Source organism: Acetobacter oryzifermentans, from assembly GCF_001628715.1.
GTDB lineage: Bacteria > Pseudomonadota > Alphaproteobacteria > Acetobacterales > Acetobacteraceae > Acetobacter > Acetobacter oryzifermentans.
This window is the reverse complement of record NZ_CP011120.1, coordinates 1,977,629-1,994,460: the sequence shown is the minus strand read 5'-3', so window position 1 is coordinate 1,994,460 and position 16,832 is coordinate 1,977,629. Positions and strand designations below refer to the sequence as shown.

The window sequence follows — 16,832 nt, the reverse complement described above, 5'->3', positions numbered from 1 at the left end:
GATCAGTTTTGATCGGCCCTTTCTGTATCTGCTAAAAAGGCAGCAAGTTCCCGTGCTGTGTCTGCCAACCCAAGGCGACGAACTTCTACGCCTTCGGGAAACGCGCTGAGCAAGCGGGTAGGGGTGCGCCTGTCTAACAGGACAAATACCCCCCGATCAGACTGGCGGCGAATAAGCCGACCAAAGGCCTGACGTAACCTCAGGCGTGCAATTCGTTCATCAAAAGATTTCGGGTCACCTCCAGAAAGGTGAATACGGCGTTCACGGTGCAGAATATCTGGCCGCGGCCACGGCACACGTTCAAAAACTACCAGTCGTAGCGCATTGCCGGGCACATCTACACCATCTCGCATGGCATCAGTGCCTAACAGGCAAGCGTGTTCTTCTGTACGGAAAATATCTACCAACGTATTGTTGTCCATCGCATCTACATGCTGGGCGTAGAGCGGGAGACCGTTTTCTTCCAATGTTGGGGCAATGCGATCGTACACACCGCGCAAACGGGAAATGGCCGTGAAAAGCCCCAATCCCCCACCGCCGGATGCCAAGAAAAGCGTGCGAAATGCGGCTGCCAGATCCACAATGCTGCTGTTGTCTATGTCTGTTACAATATAGGCGCGTGTCTGGCGGGCATAATCAAACGGGCTGGCCAAGCTGGCACGCAGAGGTGGGGAGGGGAAGTGATTGGCCCCAGTGCGTGCTTCAGCGGCTTCCCACGCCTGTTCTGCGTTATCGCTATCCGGTTCATTGGTCTGCTGATCACGTAAGGTGGCAGATGTAATCAGCATACCCTGCGCAGGTATGGCCATGATGCCAGCAAATGGAATGGTGGGGTCTAGCCAGTGGCGATAGAGGCCCACATCCTGCTCCCCCATTCTCTGTTTTTCGCGCCGCTCAACCCGGATGAAGTGCACGTGCGAAGGGGTGGTATCGGGCTCAGGTGGTGTGTCTAGTGCGCTCAGCATGGCAATCCACGCATCTAGCCGAGAGATAGCCCTACGGCGCAAGGCGCGTGTCATGGCCTCTATGCGCCCGCGTGTTGTGGAATCCAGCGTTTCGGCATCTTCTTCCAGGCGGGCGTGCAGGCGTTCCACCAAGGTGCGTAAAGGTTCAACAAGGCGCGTTAAGGCGCGGGCCAGAAGATGTCCGGCTTCTGCCAAGTCTGGCACCAAAGGGTGCAGATCACATTCAAGGGCTGCATAAACGTGCTGTTTTCCACCTTCCTGTGTTCTGGCAAGCGCTTGTTGGCGCAGGAGCCGCAGAAAAACTTCTGTGGGGTTTTCCAAAACCGGTTGAGGCGCTTCTGGTTCAAGCGGAAAGAGCCCGATATCTTCTGGAGGTTCAGGCGGCGGGGGTTCATCCGCCTGTTCTTGCCCTAAGCGTGAAGACCAGCCGGGAGCAGGAAGTGCTGTTGCTGCCATAAGGGCGGCTTCCAAAGGTGTTTCTAGTTTTGGGTGGCCCACAACCAGATCATCCAAGCGCCGTTTTAAGCCGCGCGCGCGGGAGCGCCTACCTTCTGCACCTAGGAGCCAACGCCGTAACTCGGCTGCTTCCAGCCCGGAAAGCTCGGCCGAAAAGGCACTATCTGCGGCATCGGCTAGATGGTGGCCTTCATCAAATACATAGCGGGATGGAGCCGAGGGATCATCCGTTTCATCGGCATCATCGCTCATGCCAGCCTGTGCGTAGGCGGCCTGCGCCATAACGAGAGCGTGGTTGGCAATCACCAGATCTGCTTCGCGCGCGCGGCGGATGGAATGTTCAACAAAACAATGCTGGTAATGGGCACATGCACCGTGAATACATTCGCCGCGTCTGTCTGCTACGCCTATCAGATTCCCTTGGCCGAACAGATCCCCAAACCAGCCGGGCAAGTCTCCTCCAAATAGGTCTCCGTCTGCGGTGGCTAAGCCCCAGCGGGCCAGCATGATAAGGGCAATGGTAATACCCGCAGGGCGAGAGGATGCAGTATTAACAGCTTCTTCCATATTCAGCAGGCACAGATAGTTTTCCCGCCCTTTGCGCAATACAACGCGCTGCCGGTGTGTGGTTTGATCCGGGTAGAGCCTGCGAGTTTCTTGTTCAATCTGGCGTTGCAGGTGGCGCGTATAGGTGCTGACCCAAACGGCCCCTTTATTCCGCTCGGCCCAAAGGCTGGCAGGGGCAATGTAACCTAAGGTTTTGCCTGTTCCTGTACCAGCTTCTGCCAGCACAATGGCGGGGTCTCCACGCACATTACGTGGCTCAAAAGCCCCTGTGGCAACGGATGCAAAGTCGGCTTGCCCAGTGCGGATTTCGGCATCTTCGCCCAGCATCTTGGTAAGCTGCTCGCGCGCCTCTACAGGGGAAATAGGGTGAGACGCAGGAGGCGGGGGAAGAGGCGTTTCCTCCCATTTTGGCAAAAAACGCCAGATACGCAGCGCATCCCCTGGTTGCAGCATGGTTTCGGGCAATTTGCCTTGCGGCGTTAGTTTTTCATGCAGCCCTAAGGTTTCGGCAACTGTACCGCTCCAGATCCATCCTGCTTGGCCAAGCCGTAAAGTCAGGGCAGCAAGATGTTCTGCTGTTGTACCATTGTTCTGGCGCGCCAGATTGGTGAGCAGTAGAGAAAGAAGGCGAGGGAGTAGATCGGCTTCTGCGGCGCCTATATCCTCATCTTGCATTCCCAAGGCCAGTGCTAACCCGCGTGGGGTAGGGGCAACAGATGTGGCTGGGTGCACAAAGGCAAACAGTTCTAACAGATCCAGCCACGGGGCAGGCTGCCCCGGATGGGGTAAATCTAGCCGCCGCGCCAGTGCGGGCGCATGGATAACAAGCGGGCAAGGCATGTTTTGCAGGTTTTGCTTAACATCCTGCGCAGACAAATGGAGAACCTCTCCATCTTCCGTAAGAAGGGAATAGGCTCCCTTATATGCAACCAGTGCTGGGGCATCGTAAGCGGAGGGGAAGGATGTCTGCATGATAAATACTAGATGATCCATTCCGGCGCGGAATGCCAGAGCTAGAAATCAAAAAGCAACATATGAAGAACAAAAAAGCCCACCTCATCAGAATGAGGCAGGCTTTTTAGGTGGTAATCTGGGGCAGAAAAGTTAGTTGCCGTCTTTAAGGCTATCTGCCACCACTTCCAGAAGTTTGCTGTGCAGATTGCCGTTACCCGCAACAATCATGACATCATCAGGTAGATCATCCAGATCAACGCCTGCGGGGTCTGTTGCCTGGCCGCCAGCTTCACGCACGATAAGGGCGCCAGCAGCACAATCCCACGGTTTAATGCCGAATTCCCAGTAACCTTCGTAACGCCCGGCAGCTACCCATGCCAGATCCAGCGCTGCGGCACCGAAGCGACGCACACCGGCTACGCGCGGCATAAGAGAACCCAGCACGCGCGCAAATGGCAGACGCATACGCGCAGGCACTTTGGCGAATGGAATGCCAGTAGCAAACAGAGATTCCTGCATGTCACGCCGTGCGGATACACGGATACGCCGTTCGTTCAGATAGGCGCCGGTGCCTTTTTCTGCCCAGAACATTTCACCCGCAGCCGGGTTATAAACCAGCCCTGCTGCCAGTTCGATACGCCCATCTGGCAGGCGGCGCTGCAAGCCAATGGAAATAGCCCAGTGCGGAATACCATGCAGGAAGTTGGTGGTGCCATCCAGCGGATCTACCACCCAACGCCATGTCCAGTTATCGCTGCCAGATTTACCGGATTCTTCCATAAAGAAGGCATAGCCGGGGCGGGCGCGTTCAAGCTCTTCCCGCAGGGTCTGTTCTGCGCGCAGATCAGCTTGGGAAACAAAGTCTCCCGGCCCTTTGATGCTGACTTGAAGCTGCTCGACTTCATTAAAATCGCGCAGGAGACGCTTGGCTGCCTTCTGGGCTGCTGTTTGCATCACCATCATGACGGGGGAGAGACGCATGGCCACTGTAGTTTTGTCCTGCTCTGGAGAGAAAAACGGAAGGGATTAGTCTTTGGCGCGTTCGACGTAGGAACCGTCTTCCGTCCGAACCACAATACGTTCACCCGATTCAATAAAGGGCGGCACCATGGTTTTTACACCATTGGAAAGTTTTGCAGGTTTGTAGGAGGAAGAGGCTGTCTGGCCTTTTACAACCGGATCTGCTTCCACAACTTCCAGCGTAACCTGCGGTGGCAGATCAATACCCACCGGGTCACCTTCAACCAGATGCAGGTTGATGGTCATGTTATCCTGAATGAACGGGGCCTGATCACCCAGAAGATCCACAGGAACTGTCAGTTGGTCATAGGTTTCTGGGTCCATCAGAACCAGCAGTTCGCCATCGGTGTAGGAATACAGGTATTCCTTGTCTTCCGTCATCAGGCGTTCAACGCTATCAGCGGTCCGCCAGCGTTCGTTGGTTTTATTGCCGGTTTTCAGGTCGCGCATTTCAACCTGAATAAAGGCTCCGCCCTTGCCGGGGGTGATGATCTGCTGCTTCAGCACCGTCCAGCGGCGGCCATCATGCTCAATCACCTGACCGGCGCGGATCAGGTTTGCCTGCTGTTTCATAATTCGTCCCTGAAAGGAATGTCTATTAAGGATGGGGCTTGTACAAGCCTGACGCACGAAGAGCAAGTTTGCTGCACTTGATATATCGTGTTTTCTCCCGCTGGACAGGGTGGCCATATCCTGTTTATAAGGCGGCAGGTCCTCAGATGGATGACATGAGGATGGGTGTCCGAGTGGTTTAAGGAACTGGTCTTGAAAACCAGCGTGCGGGGAACCGTACCGTGGGTTCGAATCCCACCCCATCCGCCAACCACGCTTCTCAATAGTTACCAATCATTCCCAAAACCCTTGCAAAACTGCCGTGTATAGGGTTTTTGTGTTCCCAATCGTTCTCTTTTTATTCCAACCATTCCCACGTAAATGTGGGTAACGTGTGGGTAAGATTTTCGGGATGTGTGGGTAACGCGATCATGCTGACAGATACCAAGGTCAAGACAGCCAAAGCAGAAGAGAGGGCATATCGCCTTTCGGATAGTGAGGGGCTGTTTGTGCATGTAATGCCTACCGGAAAGAAGTTCTGGCGCTTGCGTTACCGGATTGATGGGAAAGAACAAACACTTACGTTGGGGCCATATCCATCTGTAGGCTTGCGTGAGGCACGCATGCTGCGTGACAATGCTAAAGATTTGCTTCGGCAGGGGATAGACCCGAATAAGGCGGGGAAAATTACTCACCTGTTGGCTGAGCCCCAACAGAAAGACAACTTTGAGGCAGTTGCTAGGGAGTGGTACGAGCAGAGAAAAGATTTGTGGCGTCCTCGGCATGCTCACGATGTAATCCACAGCCTAGAGCGCGATGTATTTCCGCACATAGGACATTTGCCGCCAGGGCAAATTACACCTCGGGTTGTGCTGCATATATTAAAAGGCATTGAGGATCGAGGAGCCATAGAAACAGCGCACAGGATCCGCCAGCGTATGAGCGATGTTTTTGTGCATGCCATAGCAACAGAGAGAGCTGATACGGATCCGGCCGGAATTGTTAAACCTGCTTTGCGCCCTGTAATACGCAACCGGCAGCCTGCCATCACCGACCTAGAGCAGGCGCGTGAGATGATTGCGCACGTAGAAAGTTGCGTGGCGCATCCTGTTACGTTGCTGGCATTTCGGCTATTGTATCTGACGGCTGTGCGACCGGGTGAGGTGCGAGCAGCAATGTGGGATGAGTTTCACGGATTGGATTCGCAGGATCCTGTTTGGGTTATCCCTGCGGAACGCATGAAAATGAGCCGGGAGCATATTGTGCCCTTGTCCCCGCAGGCCGTAGCTGTAGTTCAGGCTGTGAGACCATTTTCAAGCCGTTGGCCTCATTTATTTCCAAATACCAGACGCCCTAAACTGCCTATGAGTGAGAATGCAATTGGGTATTTGATCAATCGTGCTGGATATCATGGGCGGCATGTCCCGCATGGATTCCGCTCCACATTTTCCAGCAACATGAATGAGCGATTCCCCTTAGACCATGATGTGATTGAGTTAATGCTGGCGCATGCATCTAAGGACAAAGTGGCGGCGGCGTATAACCGTGCATTATATATTGATAGGCGACGAGAGTTAGCTTCTATATGGAGTCGCCTTATACTAGATGGGCAGAAAACCGTTGATGAATTGGTTTCTGCCCACAGAAGGCCCGTTAAGATCTGATGATAGCTGCCCAGAACCTATATGTGCAAATATTATCACCGAAATTTTGAGTCTGATTGATTGTTGTAAAATTCCAACATTTTTCTTTGTCTATGATTTGAATAGGAGGAAAGTAAAAATCTAATTGGGAAAAGAAACGGACCTGTTGCAATTGCAATTATCATTTCGGCCACATCTTTCCAGCACATAGTTCTTTCATAAACTAGAATGATAAATACTTGTGCTATGCCTAATAGTATCCATGAAGCAGCAATGTATGTCATATTGGCAGATCTTCTGCTTGTTTAGGGTAAGGATCAATCCGATATGATTGAGACAATTGTTGCAGAGCCGATTCTTGCTGGTCTAGCCGTGGCGGCATGAGCGGTCGCCACAACCATGGACGCGTTTCGTCTGATGCGGCACCCCAGTAATTAGTAGCCAGAAACCATCCCCCTTCGTAATCATCTGGATTAGATGAGCCGTCTAGCTCCGCTAATTTTTCTGCGCTCCAGTATTGGGCAGTTGCAATTCCTATTCCCTGCCATCCATCATGATTCCCTTGGAATATCTCAATAACAGTTCCGTCCTGTGGAGCCGTCTCAATCGGCCTCCAAGCCGCTGCGTCTGCTGCTGCGAGGGCGAGCGTAATCGCTTTGTGAAACTCTGCGGCAGCCTCTGGACTTTTGTTTTGATATTGGGGGAAAGATATGCCCTCTTTAAATTGGAATGTATTGCTCCACGCGGCTTCAACTGCCGCCTCAATCCGTGGGTCAGTCATTTTTATTTTCCTGATTGCAGTTTTCGCAAGGTATGCCGCGCTTTACGGCTGTGACATTTTCCATCCATACCCAATCGCTTTCCCAGCCGCATTTATGGCATTTGAACTGAGCAATCTGCGTCATATTTCTGTCGTGGGGAATGCAATCACCAATCCCCACATCAATCATATGAGCTAAAAAACGGCGTGGCGCTCTGGGTTTTTTGAAACCGAATAGGTCAGGATTTGCCATTACCCCACCTTCCGCGCTGCGTCGATGGCTGCCCTGATTGTGTCAGAACTACCGATAACGCGTTCTTTTGGATCGGCCATGTAGTGCTCTATAATATCGCAATAGGTATCTGCATCTCCGGTGTCTGCGATTGGCTCTGCTCTAAACCGCACATCGCAACAACCACTACCCAGAAAATCCAACCGCTCACTATCGCGCCCGATCTCCGTTCGTATGCGTAGTTCTGCTTCTCTGATATGTGATTCTATCCACATTTTTAGGATTTCTATGGAATAATCTGGGCGACACACAGGCTTTTTTAGTGCGTCAACGAGTTCGTTAATCTGCTCCTCTCTCGTTCTCATGGCGCGGTTTCTCCTGTTAGGATTTCATATTCTCTTGGAGGCCAATTATCACGATACCAATTACTGATTTCCCATTTGCGTTTTTCGCTGATATATACGTGTAATATGCAAACCACGGGAAAAAGAAATGGCCCCAATATTACCCCTATAAATGCTGCTTTCATTTCCGCTTTATCGTCTATAACCGCCGCTAAAATCCACAGTGCGGTGGCGTACCATGTCCACAGAAAATAGATCATGGCGCTGTCTCCGTGTCGGTTGCGGATCCTTCACACGGAGGAAAATCATCACGCAAACCATCAAAATAGTCTAAAAAATGCGCCAATTTTCCTTCGGTTTCATCGGTGCGCAGCTCAAATGGCAGATCCATGAGCCGTTGATATTCGGCGTATTCGCGAGATGTCATGACGCGGCTCCTAGGTTGCGGATGGCCGTTTCTGAGTCTATGCCCGCGATAAGCATGTCCCGTTGTAAAACATTGATAATATTTCCCGCATTGCACGCGCGAACAACCATACTTTTGATGCGCTCCCGCTCCGCCGCCAGCATCTCGTTTATCTGCGTGGGGGTAAGGACGGGGCCAACATATCGGTACCATTCTGGCGAGGTATTGAGGGCGCGCACCTGTTCTCCGCCGCCCCACTCTCTGCCGTTCCAGTGAGTAAGGGCAGTCTGTCCTGCTACTCTACCCTCCATGACATGCCACCCATCCCGCTCATGGAACATCGGCACACCGGGGCGATTTGGGTCGGGCCAGTTGGTATCAGTCATTTTTCCACGTCTCCGGGTCAGCAGATGTAGCGGGTATGCCGTGCTTATTTTCGATTACGTCATTTATGCCCCGGTCTGGGCAGCAATTCACTGCTCCGCGTGCAAGAGCGGCAATCCGATTTGTTTCTGATGATCCGCAGCCGCGGCAATATTTTTCATGTTTCACGCCTTCTCTCCTGCGCGGGTGTTCCCGCTATTCCGTGCGCGAACAGCGTCAACTTGCCTGTCAATCTCAGCGAGGGTGGGGAAAATTGCCTTTGCCATCTTCCGTGCGCCTAACGTTACCGCGATATTCTTTCGCGCCTGTTCCGTGAGGGTGCGGATATTGTTTAGGGCAATGCGAGTGGCTTTATCCTCTGCGCCGGGAAGCTGACATGGGCCATGATAATAAATCCCCTTCATTTCATTGGCATCTTCTCGCTCTTCGCCCATATCCCAAAACCATTCGGTTTCTGCATCGCAGTAATCTTCATGGGTCCATTCTGCTGGGAATGGGCTGTCATTCGGCCCGTTTGACAGCCAATGCCACCCATCCCGCTCAGGGAACATCGGAACGCCGGGGCGATTTGGGTCAGGCCAGTTTGTGGGGGCGGTCATGCTGCTTTCCTTTCAGCAGGCACAACATCCGCAGCAATTAAACGCTGGCATGCCCAGCGTATGGCGGCTACTAGGCGATAATTTGTAAATGAATAGTCGCGCCTAATTGGGTAGTCGTCATAATCTGTGTGGTTAAACAGATCTATGGCGCCCATCTCTGTGGAGCAGGCTTCTTCTACGGCCTTTCGCATTTCCCTGCGATATGACGAATTGAGGATGTTTTTTAAGCTGTCATCTGACCATTCACGAAACCGCCCAAAGTCTTCCAGCGCTTTCCACAGTTCTATCCAGCCATTCCACACTTCACAAAATCCCCAGTATCGTTCTGGAATGTCACAATATGTGGGAATGGTTTCTCTTGCATTCTTGGAAAACGAATAGATATCGTAATCCTCTAAATCTTCCTTTTCTAACATCCCTTTTCTGATTTTTTGCGCAATCTGGCGCATGCCATCACTGCGGCGCTCTCTGCCCCAGAATTGTCCATTTAGCGCTTCTATTACTTCATGATTGGCATGTCTAATAATGTCTCTTGCTGTTTCTTCACCATCATATTCTTCTGATACATTGCTCTTGCCTAGAAGATATTGAAGTTCTGCATTAGCTGCCCAGCGCACTGCGCTTTCAAACGTAGGCATGGCATTCCAGTGCTCAAGCATCAGTTCTCCCATATCGCCTGTAATGCTGATAACACCTGCGCTCCATGTTATTTTGAAAAAGTAAAAACTGGAGCCATCTGCTCTGCGGAAGTTGAAGCTGCGGCTTCTGCTTTCGGTCATGACGTGTGTGTCTAGATCGTTCCGCAGATAGTTTTTTTCGGTCATGCCACTGCCCTCATTTCTTCTTGTGCAGAAATCCAGTTTTTTACGGCGCTTTCCTTCCAGCGCACGCAACCTGCTGTAAATTTGAGGGGGCGCGGGAAGCGGTTTTGTTCCATCCAGCGGTACAGGGTGGAAGTGCCCACCTTTACGGTTTCCAGAACCTCTTTGCGGGTCAGGAATTTTTCTGTGGCTTCTGTTGTGCTCATGCCTCTAATCCCTCAAAAAACCATGTCAGTGGTACGTCCAGTGCAGTGGCGAATGTAGGCAGAAGTGTTGCCTTTATGGCGTTTTTGCCGGTTTCATACTTCTGTATCTGCTGGTAGGTGCAGCCTATGGCGTGGCCTAGCTGTTCCAAGCTCATGCGCAGTTCGTGGCGGCGTTGGCGGATGCGAAATCCCAAGCATTTATCATTCCTGATGCGTTTTGGCGCTTCTACCTGTGGTGGTGGTGCGTAGGTGCCGAGGATCTGCTCCAGATCTATCTGTGCAGCCATAAGAACGTATTTCCGCATATGCCGATAACCGACAGAACAAACCACAGAATAACTAGACGCTGGGTGGGGGCAGGGTTGTGCATGGTGGCAGCCTAGTGTTTGGTTGCGGAGCATGGCGCATCCACCTTTCTGTTAGAAAATTCGCCTGTTCCACATTGAATTCCAGAATTTACAATCTCTACAAAATCCTCTGGATTTTTGAATTGTGTAGACAGGCCAGAAGAAAAACCAAATACAGTTGCAGCAGCCAAAACAATATCGCCGGGTGTATCTCCAAATATAGATATGGTAGGTCTATAGCCACCATCTTCTATTTCTGTGGCAACTGCGGCCACGCTGAACCGAGCGTTTTCAGGGGCAGACTGGATAAGTTTTTTGAACTCAGCATATGTGCGATCCAGATCAAAAAGCGCTTTTTCTTTATTTGTCATCATGCAGCCCTCACTTCACCCAGAATGAAATCCTGCACGCGTGCTAGGGGTGTGCGGCGTTTGGCGTAGCCTATGCGGCAGGCGGCATCTGCAATGTCCTGCTCGGCTTCCATTGCGGTTGCCATATCTTTTACCAGGGCAAGCATGGTCAGCTTTTCCTGTCCTCCCACATTGTTGTGGATGAGCTGCTCCAACTGTGTGCGGGCAGCTTGGAATGTTTGGTTGGTCATTTGATGTAGCTTTCGATGATATTAGCGCGGGTGTAGAGCAGCTCGGCTTGCAGGCGTGCTTGGCCAGCAAGGTAAGCCCATGCCTCTGCGCCGTATGAATTGTTGCTATCGGCACATGCGCGGCGGAAGGATTCCAGAGAATGCGCATGGGCAAGAAGAGCATCTGCCTGCGCACGAATGAGAATGATCTTGTGCTTTGGCACGTTAAAGATCTGGCAAGGGATGCGATGTGCTGGGCAGGGGATAGCGTTCATGCTGCCTGCCTTTTACTGCGGTAAGCCGTGTTGAGGGCAAAGTGCAGGCGCGTGCCGTAATCTATATGCGCTGTAGCGGGGTTTAGGTTGCGCCGCAGGGTGCCCAGATCCTCCAGAACTATCTGGAGATCTGCATCAACCATGGCTGCCAGATCTAGCTGGCACACGCGGGCATGGCATACACGCAGCAAACGCTTGGTTTTATCGTAAATATTGTTGCGGGAGGCTACGCTAGAGGCCTTAGAGCCATTAACTACGCGCCGGACAATACTTTCGATATTCCGGATCTCATCTGCTGAGAACTGGTACCGATCTGTTTGCTGTGCCTGTGTAGGCGGCATGTTGTTTCTCCACCACGAGTTGTGATGGAGAAACCTTAGTAGCGGTAATGTTTTGGGGCAAGAAAAAACTTACCGCTACTAAGTTATTTTTTTAAGCCTTGAACCATTTTCAGGATAAAGTCCTGCTGTTCTGGGGGTAAATCGCGAACTGCCTTGAGGATGTCTTTTTCCGCAACGGTCTGCGCTTTCACTTCCTCTTCTGGCTCGTTGCCGGTTAATAGCCATCCTATGGACTTTCCCAATGCTTGTGCAAGCGCTGCTAAACGCTCCCTCCTAGGAGAGGAACGCCCGGATTCATATTGTGTTATGGCGTTCTCTGAAACGCCAATAATGCTTGCAAGTTTTGCCTGAGTAAACCCTAAAAGTTCTCTTTGTGTTCTCATTCGCTGCCCCATAGCGATTGCTTTAGAGGTTGGGGGCAGCTTTTTGCTGGGTTTCGTGCTCATGATTGTCTGATGCCATGCACGCAGGGCATCGGAACCTTATTTCTGTTGCATACAAACCTTAGCAGCGGTAAGGAAATAAACATGAGAGATGCCATCCTGAATGAGATCATGATGCGGCGGGGCGCAAATAAGCGGATTTCCAAAGCATGCGGCTTGTCCACTGCAGCGGTGGCTCAATGGAAGCGTGTGCCTAAGCGGCATCTGCAAACAGTTGCTGCTGTATGTGGGATAGCTCCGAGAAAGCTGCGGCCTGACTTGTTCGATGGCCGAGAATGCAAAGTAGATGCGGCATGATCGTATCTCATACGAACAACCATGCCGCACGCCATATTTCCTGTCAGCCGAATGTGGTTCGGGCTACTCTGGGTTTAGATATTCAACATCTTTCCCGTTTGGCGCCACAAGGCCGCAGGCACGTTGCGAATCACCTCTCCTGTATCAGCATCATAGGCGGCTTCTATCCTATCCACACGGAAGGTGCGGGGCCGTTTGCGCAATTCGCAATAGGCTGTGAGATACAGAATATCTGGCATTCCATTTCGCCGCATCCGGTATTCAATGTGTTCCGGACGAATAGTGCGTTCTGTCTCCTCATTTTTTCCATCCTGATAGTGGATAATAATCCGAGATGGCTTGAGCGGCAGGGTTTGCGTATCTTCTTGATTAGTTGCCGCAGGCTGGTTGTGGGTGACTGTTATCTTGGCCTGGGGATGCGTTTCCTCCTTACCGAACAGGGTGGAAACAATTGCGTACAGGATTATGCCTATCCACCAAATGCCAGCCAAGGCAATCATCCCCAGCACAGCTACGACACAGAGAAAAATCATTTATCAGTTCTCACGATAGTTAGGTCTAGCAACCCTATCGTGAGGCGCACGGGCGGGAATGACAATATTCCCGCCTGCGCTGTAGATGCCCTCCAGAATGGTAAGGAGGCTGCGGCATGATCGTATCCCATACGAACAACCATGCTGCACGCCATATTTCCTATCAGCCGAATGTGGTTCGGTTAGGGCGCATTGGCTTTCAGCCACTCCAGAAGATTTGTTACGACTTCTCCGGTTTCAGGAACAACAAGTTCTTTCACGCTGCTCATTTTGAATGTGCGCGCCATTTTGCGCTCATGGCAGTAGGCGTTAATGCTCAGGATGCGGATGCTCCCATCCGGAAGTTGCTCGCCTTTCAGCCCATTCATAGTGATTCGGCGTTCGCTCTCGCCCTTTGTGCCCGCGTAACGCATCAAAAAATCCTGCTTGATTTCAGTGATGGTCACGGGTGGCAGAGAGGGTTTTCCTATTTCAATCTTCATTCATCAGTTCTCACGATAGTTAGGTCTAGCAGCCCTATCGTGAGGCGCACGGGCGGGAATGGCAATGTTTCCGCCCGCGTTGCGCCTATGCAGGGAATTACAGCATGAGCACTCCGTTTTCCTCTGTATTTGTGCCAGCCATTAAAACGGCCACTAAAACGGCGCTTTCTGTTGTGGGTGGTGTGGATGCTGCGGAGCGTATTTCCCGCGTGGGGCGTACGCAGTTTTCCGATTACCAAAACCGCACCAAGGCGTGCGTGGTGCCAGTGGATGTGGCTGTGGATCTGGACCACTGTGCTGAGCACCCGTTCATTTTGGAATCTATGGCGCACGCGCTGGGCTATGTGTTGATGCCGTTACGTGTTGGCACCAGCGATTTTGGCAAGGATATGAGCCAGTTTGGCATGGCATCTGTGGATGTAATGGCCACGGCCATGAAGGTTTTGGAAGACAACCAGTTAGATCCGGAAGAGGCAGACGAGATCATTCCCAAAATGCTGCATGCCCAGCGTATTCTGGAGCAGGCTATAGCGTTTGGCCGCGCGGTTCAGAAATCTGCCAAGCCGCACATTGTGCGCCCTATGGAGGATGCCGCGCATGGTTGAGCAACGCACAGCAGGCAGCAGGCAGCAGGCAGCAGGCCACGCTGCCGGGTGCTGCCATGATACGCAATACACGCCGGGAGAAATATAATGCGGCCTGTTATTGCTGAATTTGACCGTAGCACACTAACCCCGTGGAATATGCTGCGCAGCATGCCAGCAGAAATGCGCGGTGTTGTGCAGAGTTTGCATGATGCGCTCAAAGGGCTGCGCACAACGGTTTTCCGTGCTGGAGATCTGGTTCTGGATGATAGCCAGATTGCCGCACAGGCATGGATGCCACGTTCTGAACTGGACCGCGTTTTGCCTGCCGTTGTGCAGGCCGGGTTTATGGCGCGGGATGATGAGGGCGCATTGTTTAGCCCACATCTATATGACAAGCTGTTACGCAAAGAAGAGCGGGCCGCCCGCAAAGCTGCCGCAGATGCCTATTGGCAGCAGCAGCAGGAAAACGGTGATGTTCCGGACGGGCTGACGCGTAAACAAATTACTGCGCGTGAAAACGGTAAAAAAGGCGGCCGCCCACCAGGCACAGGTAAAAAATCTGCGCCTAACCCTCAGCAACGGCATATGCCGTTAGCATCTGTTATTCAGGGTGGAAAAACCGAAACCGAAAACCCAAACCAAAAACCCAATTCGGTTTCGGTTTCTGAAAATCCGGTTTCTTCGGTTTCCATAGATCTAGAATTAGAGAGAGATAATAATATTTCTTCTAGTTCTATTTCTGGGGAAACCGAAAACCCAAACCCGGATATCTCCCCTGAGCTGGTCTCGCAGACCGTAGCGCGAATGATTGCTGTAACGGGCATGCAAAATCAGGCTGGTTATGCGGTCTCATTTGCCAAGAAATGGCTAAAGGCTGGGGCACAGCCTGACACAATCATCGCCGCTATTCGTGAGCATACTGAGACAATGCGCGGCAGGGGCGATGAGCCGGGGAAATTCAAGGTTTTTGAGGCCGAGGTTTTCCGCCAGATTGAGTTGCAGAATGTGAGAGATAAACTTGCAGTGGCTCAGGAGCAGGAGCCACAGACTGTGGCTGACCCTGTAAAATCCTACGCTACCCAACGCCTTGAGGAAGCCCAGCGCTTCTGGAAAAGCCTTTTCCACCTCAATGACAGAAACATAGGGCGTACGAATGCCGCATTTGCTGAGCAGGCAGAAAAGCACGGTTTTCCCCCAGCAGATATCAAACGCCACGTTGAGGATTATGCCGCCTATTACCGTGATCACCCGGCCATGATGGAGACTGTGGGATGAGGCACTCTGGTTATGAGCGACACACGGATGATTGGTATGTTGAGCCTGCTTGGTGCGTGCATGCCTTGGTGAAAGGGGAGCGCCCATTTGTGGGAACTGTGTTGGATCCGTGCTGCGGTGGCGGAAACATAGTTCAATCCCTGTGCAGCAATGAAATTGAGGCTATGGGCGCAGATATACGAGACCGCGCAGACGGTATGTATCCGCGCATGAATTATGAACAATCATTACACGCTCTCAGGCCAACCAGCGTTGTCAGCAATCCCCCGTATGGAGTGGCTCAGGAGTTTATCATGGCTTGCTTGGATGAGACGAAAGACCGGGTGTGCGTGCTGCTGCGCCTTGCCTTTCTGGAAGGCATTCAGCGTGGGGAATGGTTCCCGCATGTGCCATTGGCGCGTGTGTGGGTGTCCAGCAAACGCATTTCCATGCCGCCGGGTGGAACAGACATCCCTGCAAAGGGTGGCGCCATTGCTTACGCATGGTTTGTTTTTGAGCACGGGTGGAAAGGCGACCCTGTTGTGAAGTTCCTGCCTAAAGTTGGTGAGATATCAGCATGAATAGGAAAAATCTGAAATGGGTTCTCCCATTGTTTGGCGTTGGGGCAGGATTATTCCTTAATAATTTCTTTCTTCTGGGATCTGTGACTGCTCAAGCAAGGGGGGCTTCCTGCTGGTATGGACTAATCTTTTCCATGATCCAATTTTTGGGTGTGTGTTTGCTGTGCAGTAGCCTGCTTTCACTTGGCCGCATGCAAGAGCGGGCCAAGAAAAAGTGGAAGCAGTGGCCATGAGTTTTACGCAACTTTTGAGAAACCTGCGGTTGAAGGCCGAAGGCAAGCCAAACCCGATTGATACAATGGAAAAGCTACGGGCCAATCTGGCTCAGGAACAAAAACGGCGCGCAGAGGCTGAACTCGAAATCACCACTCTGCAACGCCGTTTAGCTGCATACGAACAACCACGTGATGCCCGAGGACGGTACACCAGAATAGGCAGGGCAGCAACGTGACAAAAAAAAGGGGACCCGACATTCAGTTTCGGGCAGGAGATTGGATTACATATCGGGAAGGGAAGACAAATGCCTTTCATTTCCAGTACGCTTATAATGATGGCATGCGTGTATTTGGTATTGGATTAGGCGAGAAATCCTTTCCACTGCGAGAATGCAAACTATTCCGTCACGTTAGTGATGATGAACATGTTGATGCACTTGAAAAACTTACATTGCATTCAGGCCTATCAGGTGAAGTTCTTCCGGAACGCCAGCAGCGTGGTGACGTTGCAACCATCTGGCTGGAAGAGAAAGGAAAACCGGCAGTCGAGGTTGCCAGCTCATGCGGGCTGTTAAACAAACTGCATACCAATGGCGTAATTGGTGACGCTGAGGTAACGGCAGCCCAAATGTGGGCGCGGGATTATGAAACGGGAATCATGGGTGCCAAGGATCCGGAAGCCTCTAGCAAGGGAGGAAATCCTGATCCTGAATATGCACTTTTATCCCGCATTGCTGCTGCTGATCGGTGCCGATATGTGGTGAAATGTCTGGGGAAACGTTCAGAAGATTTTCTTTATAGCTTCCTTATCGACCATATGAGCATTTCGCAGGTTGCAGGGCAGCGTAAGCGTGATCGGCGGCAGATCTCTGGTGCTATTGAATTGCTGCTAGGGCAGTTGGCAGATGTGTATGCAGATATGCCTGGGAAAATGTGGTTCAACAAAATAGGTTAAAAAAAACCGATAATTGATTTTTTAGAATTATCT

Annotated in this window: 27 protein-coding genes and 1 tRNA gene; 8 read left to right on the top strand and 20 right to left on the bottom strand. The window is 51.7% G+C overall.

Annotation, left to right across the window (positions count from 1 at the left end):
• Nucleotides 1-2 precede the first annotated feature (2 nt).
• The 3 genes from WG31_RS09485 to efp all read right to left on the bottom strand — a co-directional run bounded on the left by WG31_RS09485 (nt 3) and on the right by efp (nt 4,535).
• A complete protein-coding gene (locus tag WG31_RS09485) occupies nt 3-2,981 on the bottom strand; it encodes an ATP-dependent DNA helicase (RefSeq protein WP_193562053.1) in 2,979 nt (992 codons plus the stop codon).
• A 111-nt stretch (nt 2,982-3,092) separates the two neighbouring features.
• Complete coding sequence (locus tag WG31_RS09480; protein ID WP_081461451.1) at nt 3,093-3,923, bottom strand: inositol monophosphatase family protein; 831 nt, start codon at nt 3,921-3,923, stop codon at nt 3,093-3,095.
• 45 nt (nt 3,924-3,968) lie between these two features.
• A complete protein-coding gene (gene efp, locus WG31_RS09475) occupies nt 3,969-4,535 on the bottom strand; it encodes an elongation factor P (RefSeq protein ID WP_003625750.1) in 567 nt (188 codons plus the stop codon).
• A gap of 159 nt (nt 4,536-4,694) precedes the next feature.
• On the opposite strand from efp, the gene WG31_RS09470 reads away from it, so the two are divergent.
• Both WG31_RS09470 and WG31_RS09465 read left to right on the top strand, forming a co-directional pair.
• Nucleotides 4,695-4,784, top strand: a tRNA-Ser gene (locus tag WG31_RS09470).
• A 161-nt stretch (nt 4,785-4,945) separates the two neighbouring features.
• The gene (locus tag WG31_RS09465) at nt 4,946-6,178 is read left to right on the top strand and encodes a tyrosine-type recombinase/integrase (protein ID WP_063354371.1); all 1,233 of its coding nucleotides are present in this window, start codon (nt 4,946-4,948) and stop codon (nt 6,176-6,178) included.
• Nucleotides 6,179-6,437: 259 nt separating this feature from the next.
• Here the strand turns inward: WG31_RS09465 and WG31_RS09455 are convergent, their stop codons facing one another.
• The 15 genes from WG31_RS09455 to WG31_RS09390 all read right to left on the bottom strand — a co-directional run bounded on the left by WG31_RS09455 (nt 6,438) and on the right by WG31_RS09390 (nt 11,898).
• Entirely contained in the window at nt 6,438-6,938 is a 501-nt protein-coding gene (locus WG31_RS09455; protein ID WP_063354369.1) for a hypothetical protein, read from the bottom strand.
• Nucleotides 6,931-7,170, bottom strand: a complete 240-nt coding sequence (locus WG31_RS09450; protein WP_063354368.1) for a hypothetical protein — start codon at nt 7,168-7,170, stop codon at nt 6,931-6,933. Before WG31_RS09450 ends, WG31_RS09455 begins: the two co-directional genes overlap by 8 nt.
• A complete protein-coding gene (locus WG31_RS09445) occupies nt 7,170-7,514 on the bottom strand; it encodes a hypothetical protein (RefSeq protein ID WP_063354367.1) in 345 nt (114 codons plus the stop codon). Before WG31_RS09445 ends, WG31_RS09450 begins: the two co-directional genes overlap by 1 nt.
• Nucleotides 7,511-7,753, bottom strand: a complete 243-nt coding sequence (locus WG31_RS09440) for a hypothetical protein (RefSeq protein ID WP_063354366.1) — start codon at nt 7,751-7,753, stop codon at nt 7,511-7,513. The genes WG31_RS09445 and WG31_RS09440 overlap by 4 nt, the downstream gene beginning before the upstream one ends.
• The gene (locus tag WG31_RS15535; RefSeq protein WP_157884522.1) at nt 7,750-7,920 is read right to left on the bottom strand and encodes a hypothetical protein; all 171 of its coding nucleotides are present in this window, start codon (nt 7,918-7,920) and stop codon (nt 7,750-7,752) included. Before WG31_RS15535 ends, WG31_RS09440 begins: the two co-directional genes overlap by 4 nt.
• Nucleotides 7,917-8,285: a hypothetical protein gene (locus tag WG31_RS09435; RefSeq protein ID WP_063354365.1), complete on the bottom strand. Its 369-nt coding sequence runs from the start codon at nt 8,283-8,285 to the stop codon at nt 7,917-7,919. Before WG31_RS09435 ends, WG31_RS15535 begins: the two co-directional genes overlap by 4 nt.
• A 162-nt stretch (nt 8,286-8,447) precedes the next feature.
• A complete protein-coding gene (locus tag WG31_RS09430; protein ID WP_063354364.1) occupies nt 8,448-8,882 on the bottom strand; it encodes a hypothetical protein in 435 nt (144 codons plus the stop codon).
• Nucleotides 8,879-9,706 carry a hypothetical protein gene (locus WG31_RS09425; protein WP_063354363.1) on the bottom strand — a complete coding sequence of 276 codons (828 nt, stop codon included), beginning with the start codon at nt 9,704-9,706 and terminating at the stop codon, nt 8,879-8,881. The genes WG31_RS09430 and WG31_RS09425 overlap by 4 nt, the downstream gene beginning before the upstream one ends.
• Nucleotides 9,703-9,909: a helix-turn-helix transcriptional regulator gene (locus tag WG31_RS09420; RefSeq protein WP_063354362.1), complete on the bottom strand. Its 207-nt coding sequence runs from the start codon at nt 9,907-9,909 to the stop codon at nt 9,703-9,705. Before WG31_RS09420 ends, WG31_RS09425 begins: the two co-directional genes overlap by 4 nt.
• Nucleotides 9,906-10,196, bottom strand: coding sequence for a helix-turn-helix domain-containing protein (locus WG31_RS09415; protein WP_245191492.1), 291 nt, complete (start codon nt 10,194-10,196; stop codon nt 9,906-9,908). Before WG31_RS09415 ends, WG31_RS09420 begins: the two co-directional genes overlap by 4 nt.
• 92 nt (nt 10,197-10,288) lie before the next feature.
• The gene (locus WG31_RS09410) at nt 10,289-10,630 is read right to left on the bottom strand and encodes a hypothetical protein (RefSeq protein WP_063354360.1); all 342 of its coding nucleotides are present in this window, start codon (nt 10,628-10,630) and stop codon (nt 10,289-10,291) included.
• The gene (locus WG31_RS09405; protein ID WP_063354359.1) at nt 10,627-10,857 is read right to left on the bottom strand and encodes a hypothetical protein; all 231 of its coding nucleotides are present in this window, start codon (nt 10,855-10,857) and stop codon (nt 10,627-10,629) included. The genes WG31_RS09410 and WG31_RS09405 overlap by 4 nt, the downstream gene beginning before the upstream one ends.
• Nucleotides 10,854-11,111 (bottom strand): hypothetical protein, encoded by a 258-nt coding sequence (locus tag WG31_RS09400; protein WP_063354358.1) that lies wholly within the window; start codon nt 11,109-11,111, stop codon nt 10,854-10,856. The genes WG31_RS09405 and WG31_RS09400 overlap by 4 nt, the downstream gene beginning before the upstream one ends.
• A complete protein-coding gene (locus WG31_RS09395) occupies nt 11,108-11,452 on the bottom strand; it encodes a hypothetical protein (protein WP_063354357.1) in 345 nt (114 codons plus the stop codon). Before WG31_RS09395 ends, WG31_RS09400 begins: the two co-directional genes overlap by 4 nt.
• Nucleotides 11,453-11,535: 83 nt before the next feature.
• On the bottom strand, nt 11,536-11,898 hold the full coding sequence (locus WG31_RS09390) for a helix-turn-helix domain-containing protein (RefSeq protein ID WP_063354356.1): 363 nt from the start codon (nt 11,896-11,898) through the stop codon (nt 11,536-11,538).
• An 81-nt stretch (nt 11,899-11,979) separates the two neighbouring features.
• Here WG31_RS09390 and WG31_RS09385 point away from each other — a divergent pair, with 81 nt between their 5' ends.
• Nucleotides 11,980-12,192 carry a hypothetical protein gene (locus WG31_RS09385; protein ID WP_157884521.1) on the top strand — a complete coding sequence of 71 codons (213 nt, stop codon included), beginning with the start codon at nt 11,980-11,982 and terminating at the stop codon, nt 12,190-12,192.
• 74 nt (nt 12,193-12,266) lie between these two features.
• On the opposite strand, the gene WG31_RS09380 is transcribed toward WG31_RS09385, so the two are convergent.
• Together WG31_RS09380 and WG31_RS09375 are read right to left on the bottom strand one after the other, a co-directional pair.
• Nucleotides 12,267-12,725, bottom strand: coding sequence for a helix-turn-helix transcriptional regulator (locus WG31_RS09380; RefSeq protein WP_063354355.1), 459 nt, complete (start codon nt 12,723-12,725; stop codon nt 12,267-12,269).
• A 182-nt stretch (nt 12,726-12,907) separates the two neighbouring features.
• Nucleotides 12,908-13,207 (bottom strand): hypothetical protein, encoded by a 300-nt coding sequence (locus WG31_RS09375; RefSeq protein WP_063354354.1) that lies wholly within the window; start codon nt 13,205-13,207, stop codon nt 12,908-12,910.
• 104 nt (nt 13,208-13,311) lie between these two features.
• On the opposite strand from WG31_RS09375, the gene WG31_RS09370 reads away from it, so the two are divergent.
• The 5 genes from WG31_RS09370 (at nt 13,312) to WG31_RS16060 (ending at nt 16,799) form a co-directional block, all read left to right on the top strand.
• Nucleotides 13,312-13,812, top strand: a complete 501-nt coding sequence (locus WG31_RS09370) for a hypothetical protein (protein WP_063354353.1) — start codon at nt 13,312-13,314, stop codon at nt 13,810-13,812.
• 87 nt (nt 13,813-13,899) lie between these two features.
• Entirely contained in the window at nt 13,900-15,069 is a 1,170-nt protein-coding gene (locus WG31_RS09365; protein WP_082823182.1) for a hypothetical protein, read from the top strand.
• Nucleotides 15,066-15,629 (top strand): TRM11 family methyltransferase, encoded by a 564-nt coding sequence (locus tag WG31_RS09360; RefSeq protein ID WP_063354351.1) that lies wholly within the window; start codon nt 15,066-15,068, stop codon nt 15,627-15,629. The genes WG31_RS09365 and WG31_RS09360 overlap by 4 nt, the downstream gene beginning before the upstream one ends.
• A gap of 229 nt (nt 15,630-15,858) precedes the next feature.
• The gene (locus tag WG31_RS09355) at nt 15,859-16,080 is read left to right on the top strand and encodes a hypothetical protein (RefSeq protein WP_063354941.1); all 222 of its coding nucleotides are present in this window, start codon (nt 15,859-15,861) and stop codon (nt 16,078-16,080) included.
• Nucleotides 16,077-16,799, top strand: a complete 723-nt coding sequence (locus tag WG31_RS16060; RefSeq protein WP_245191491.1) for a hypothetical protein — start codon at nt 16,077-16,079, stop codon at nt 16,797-16,799. The genes WG31_RS09355 and WG31_RS16060 overlap by 4 nt, the downstream gene beginning before the upstream one ends.
• Nucleotides 16,800-16,832: the final 33 nt, after the last annotated feature.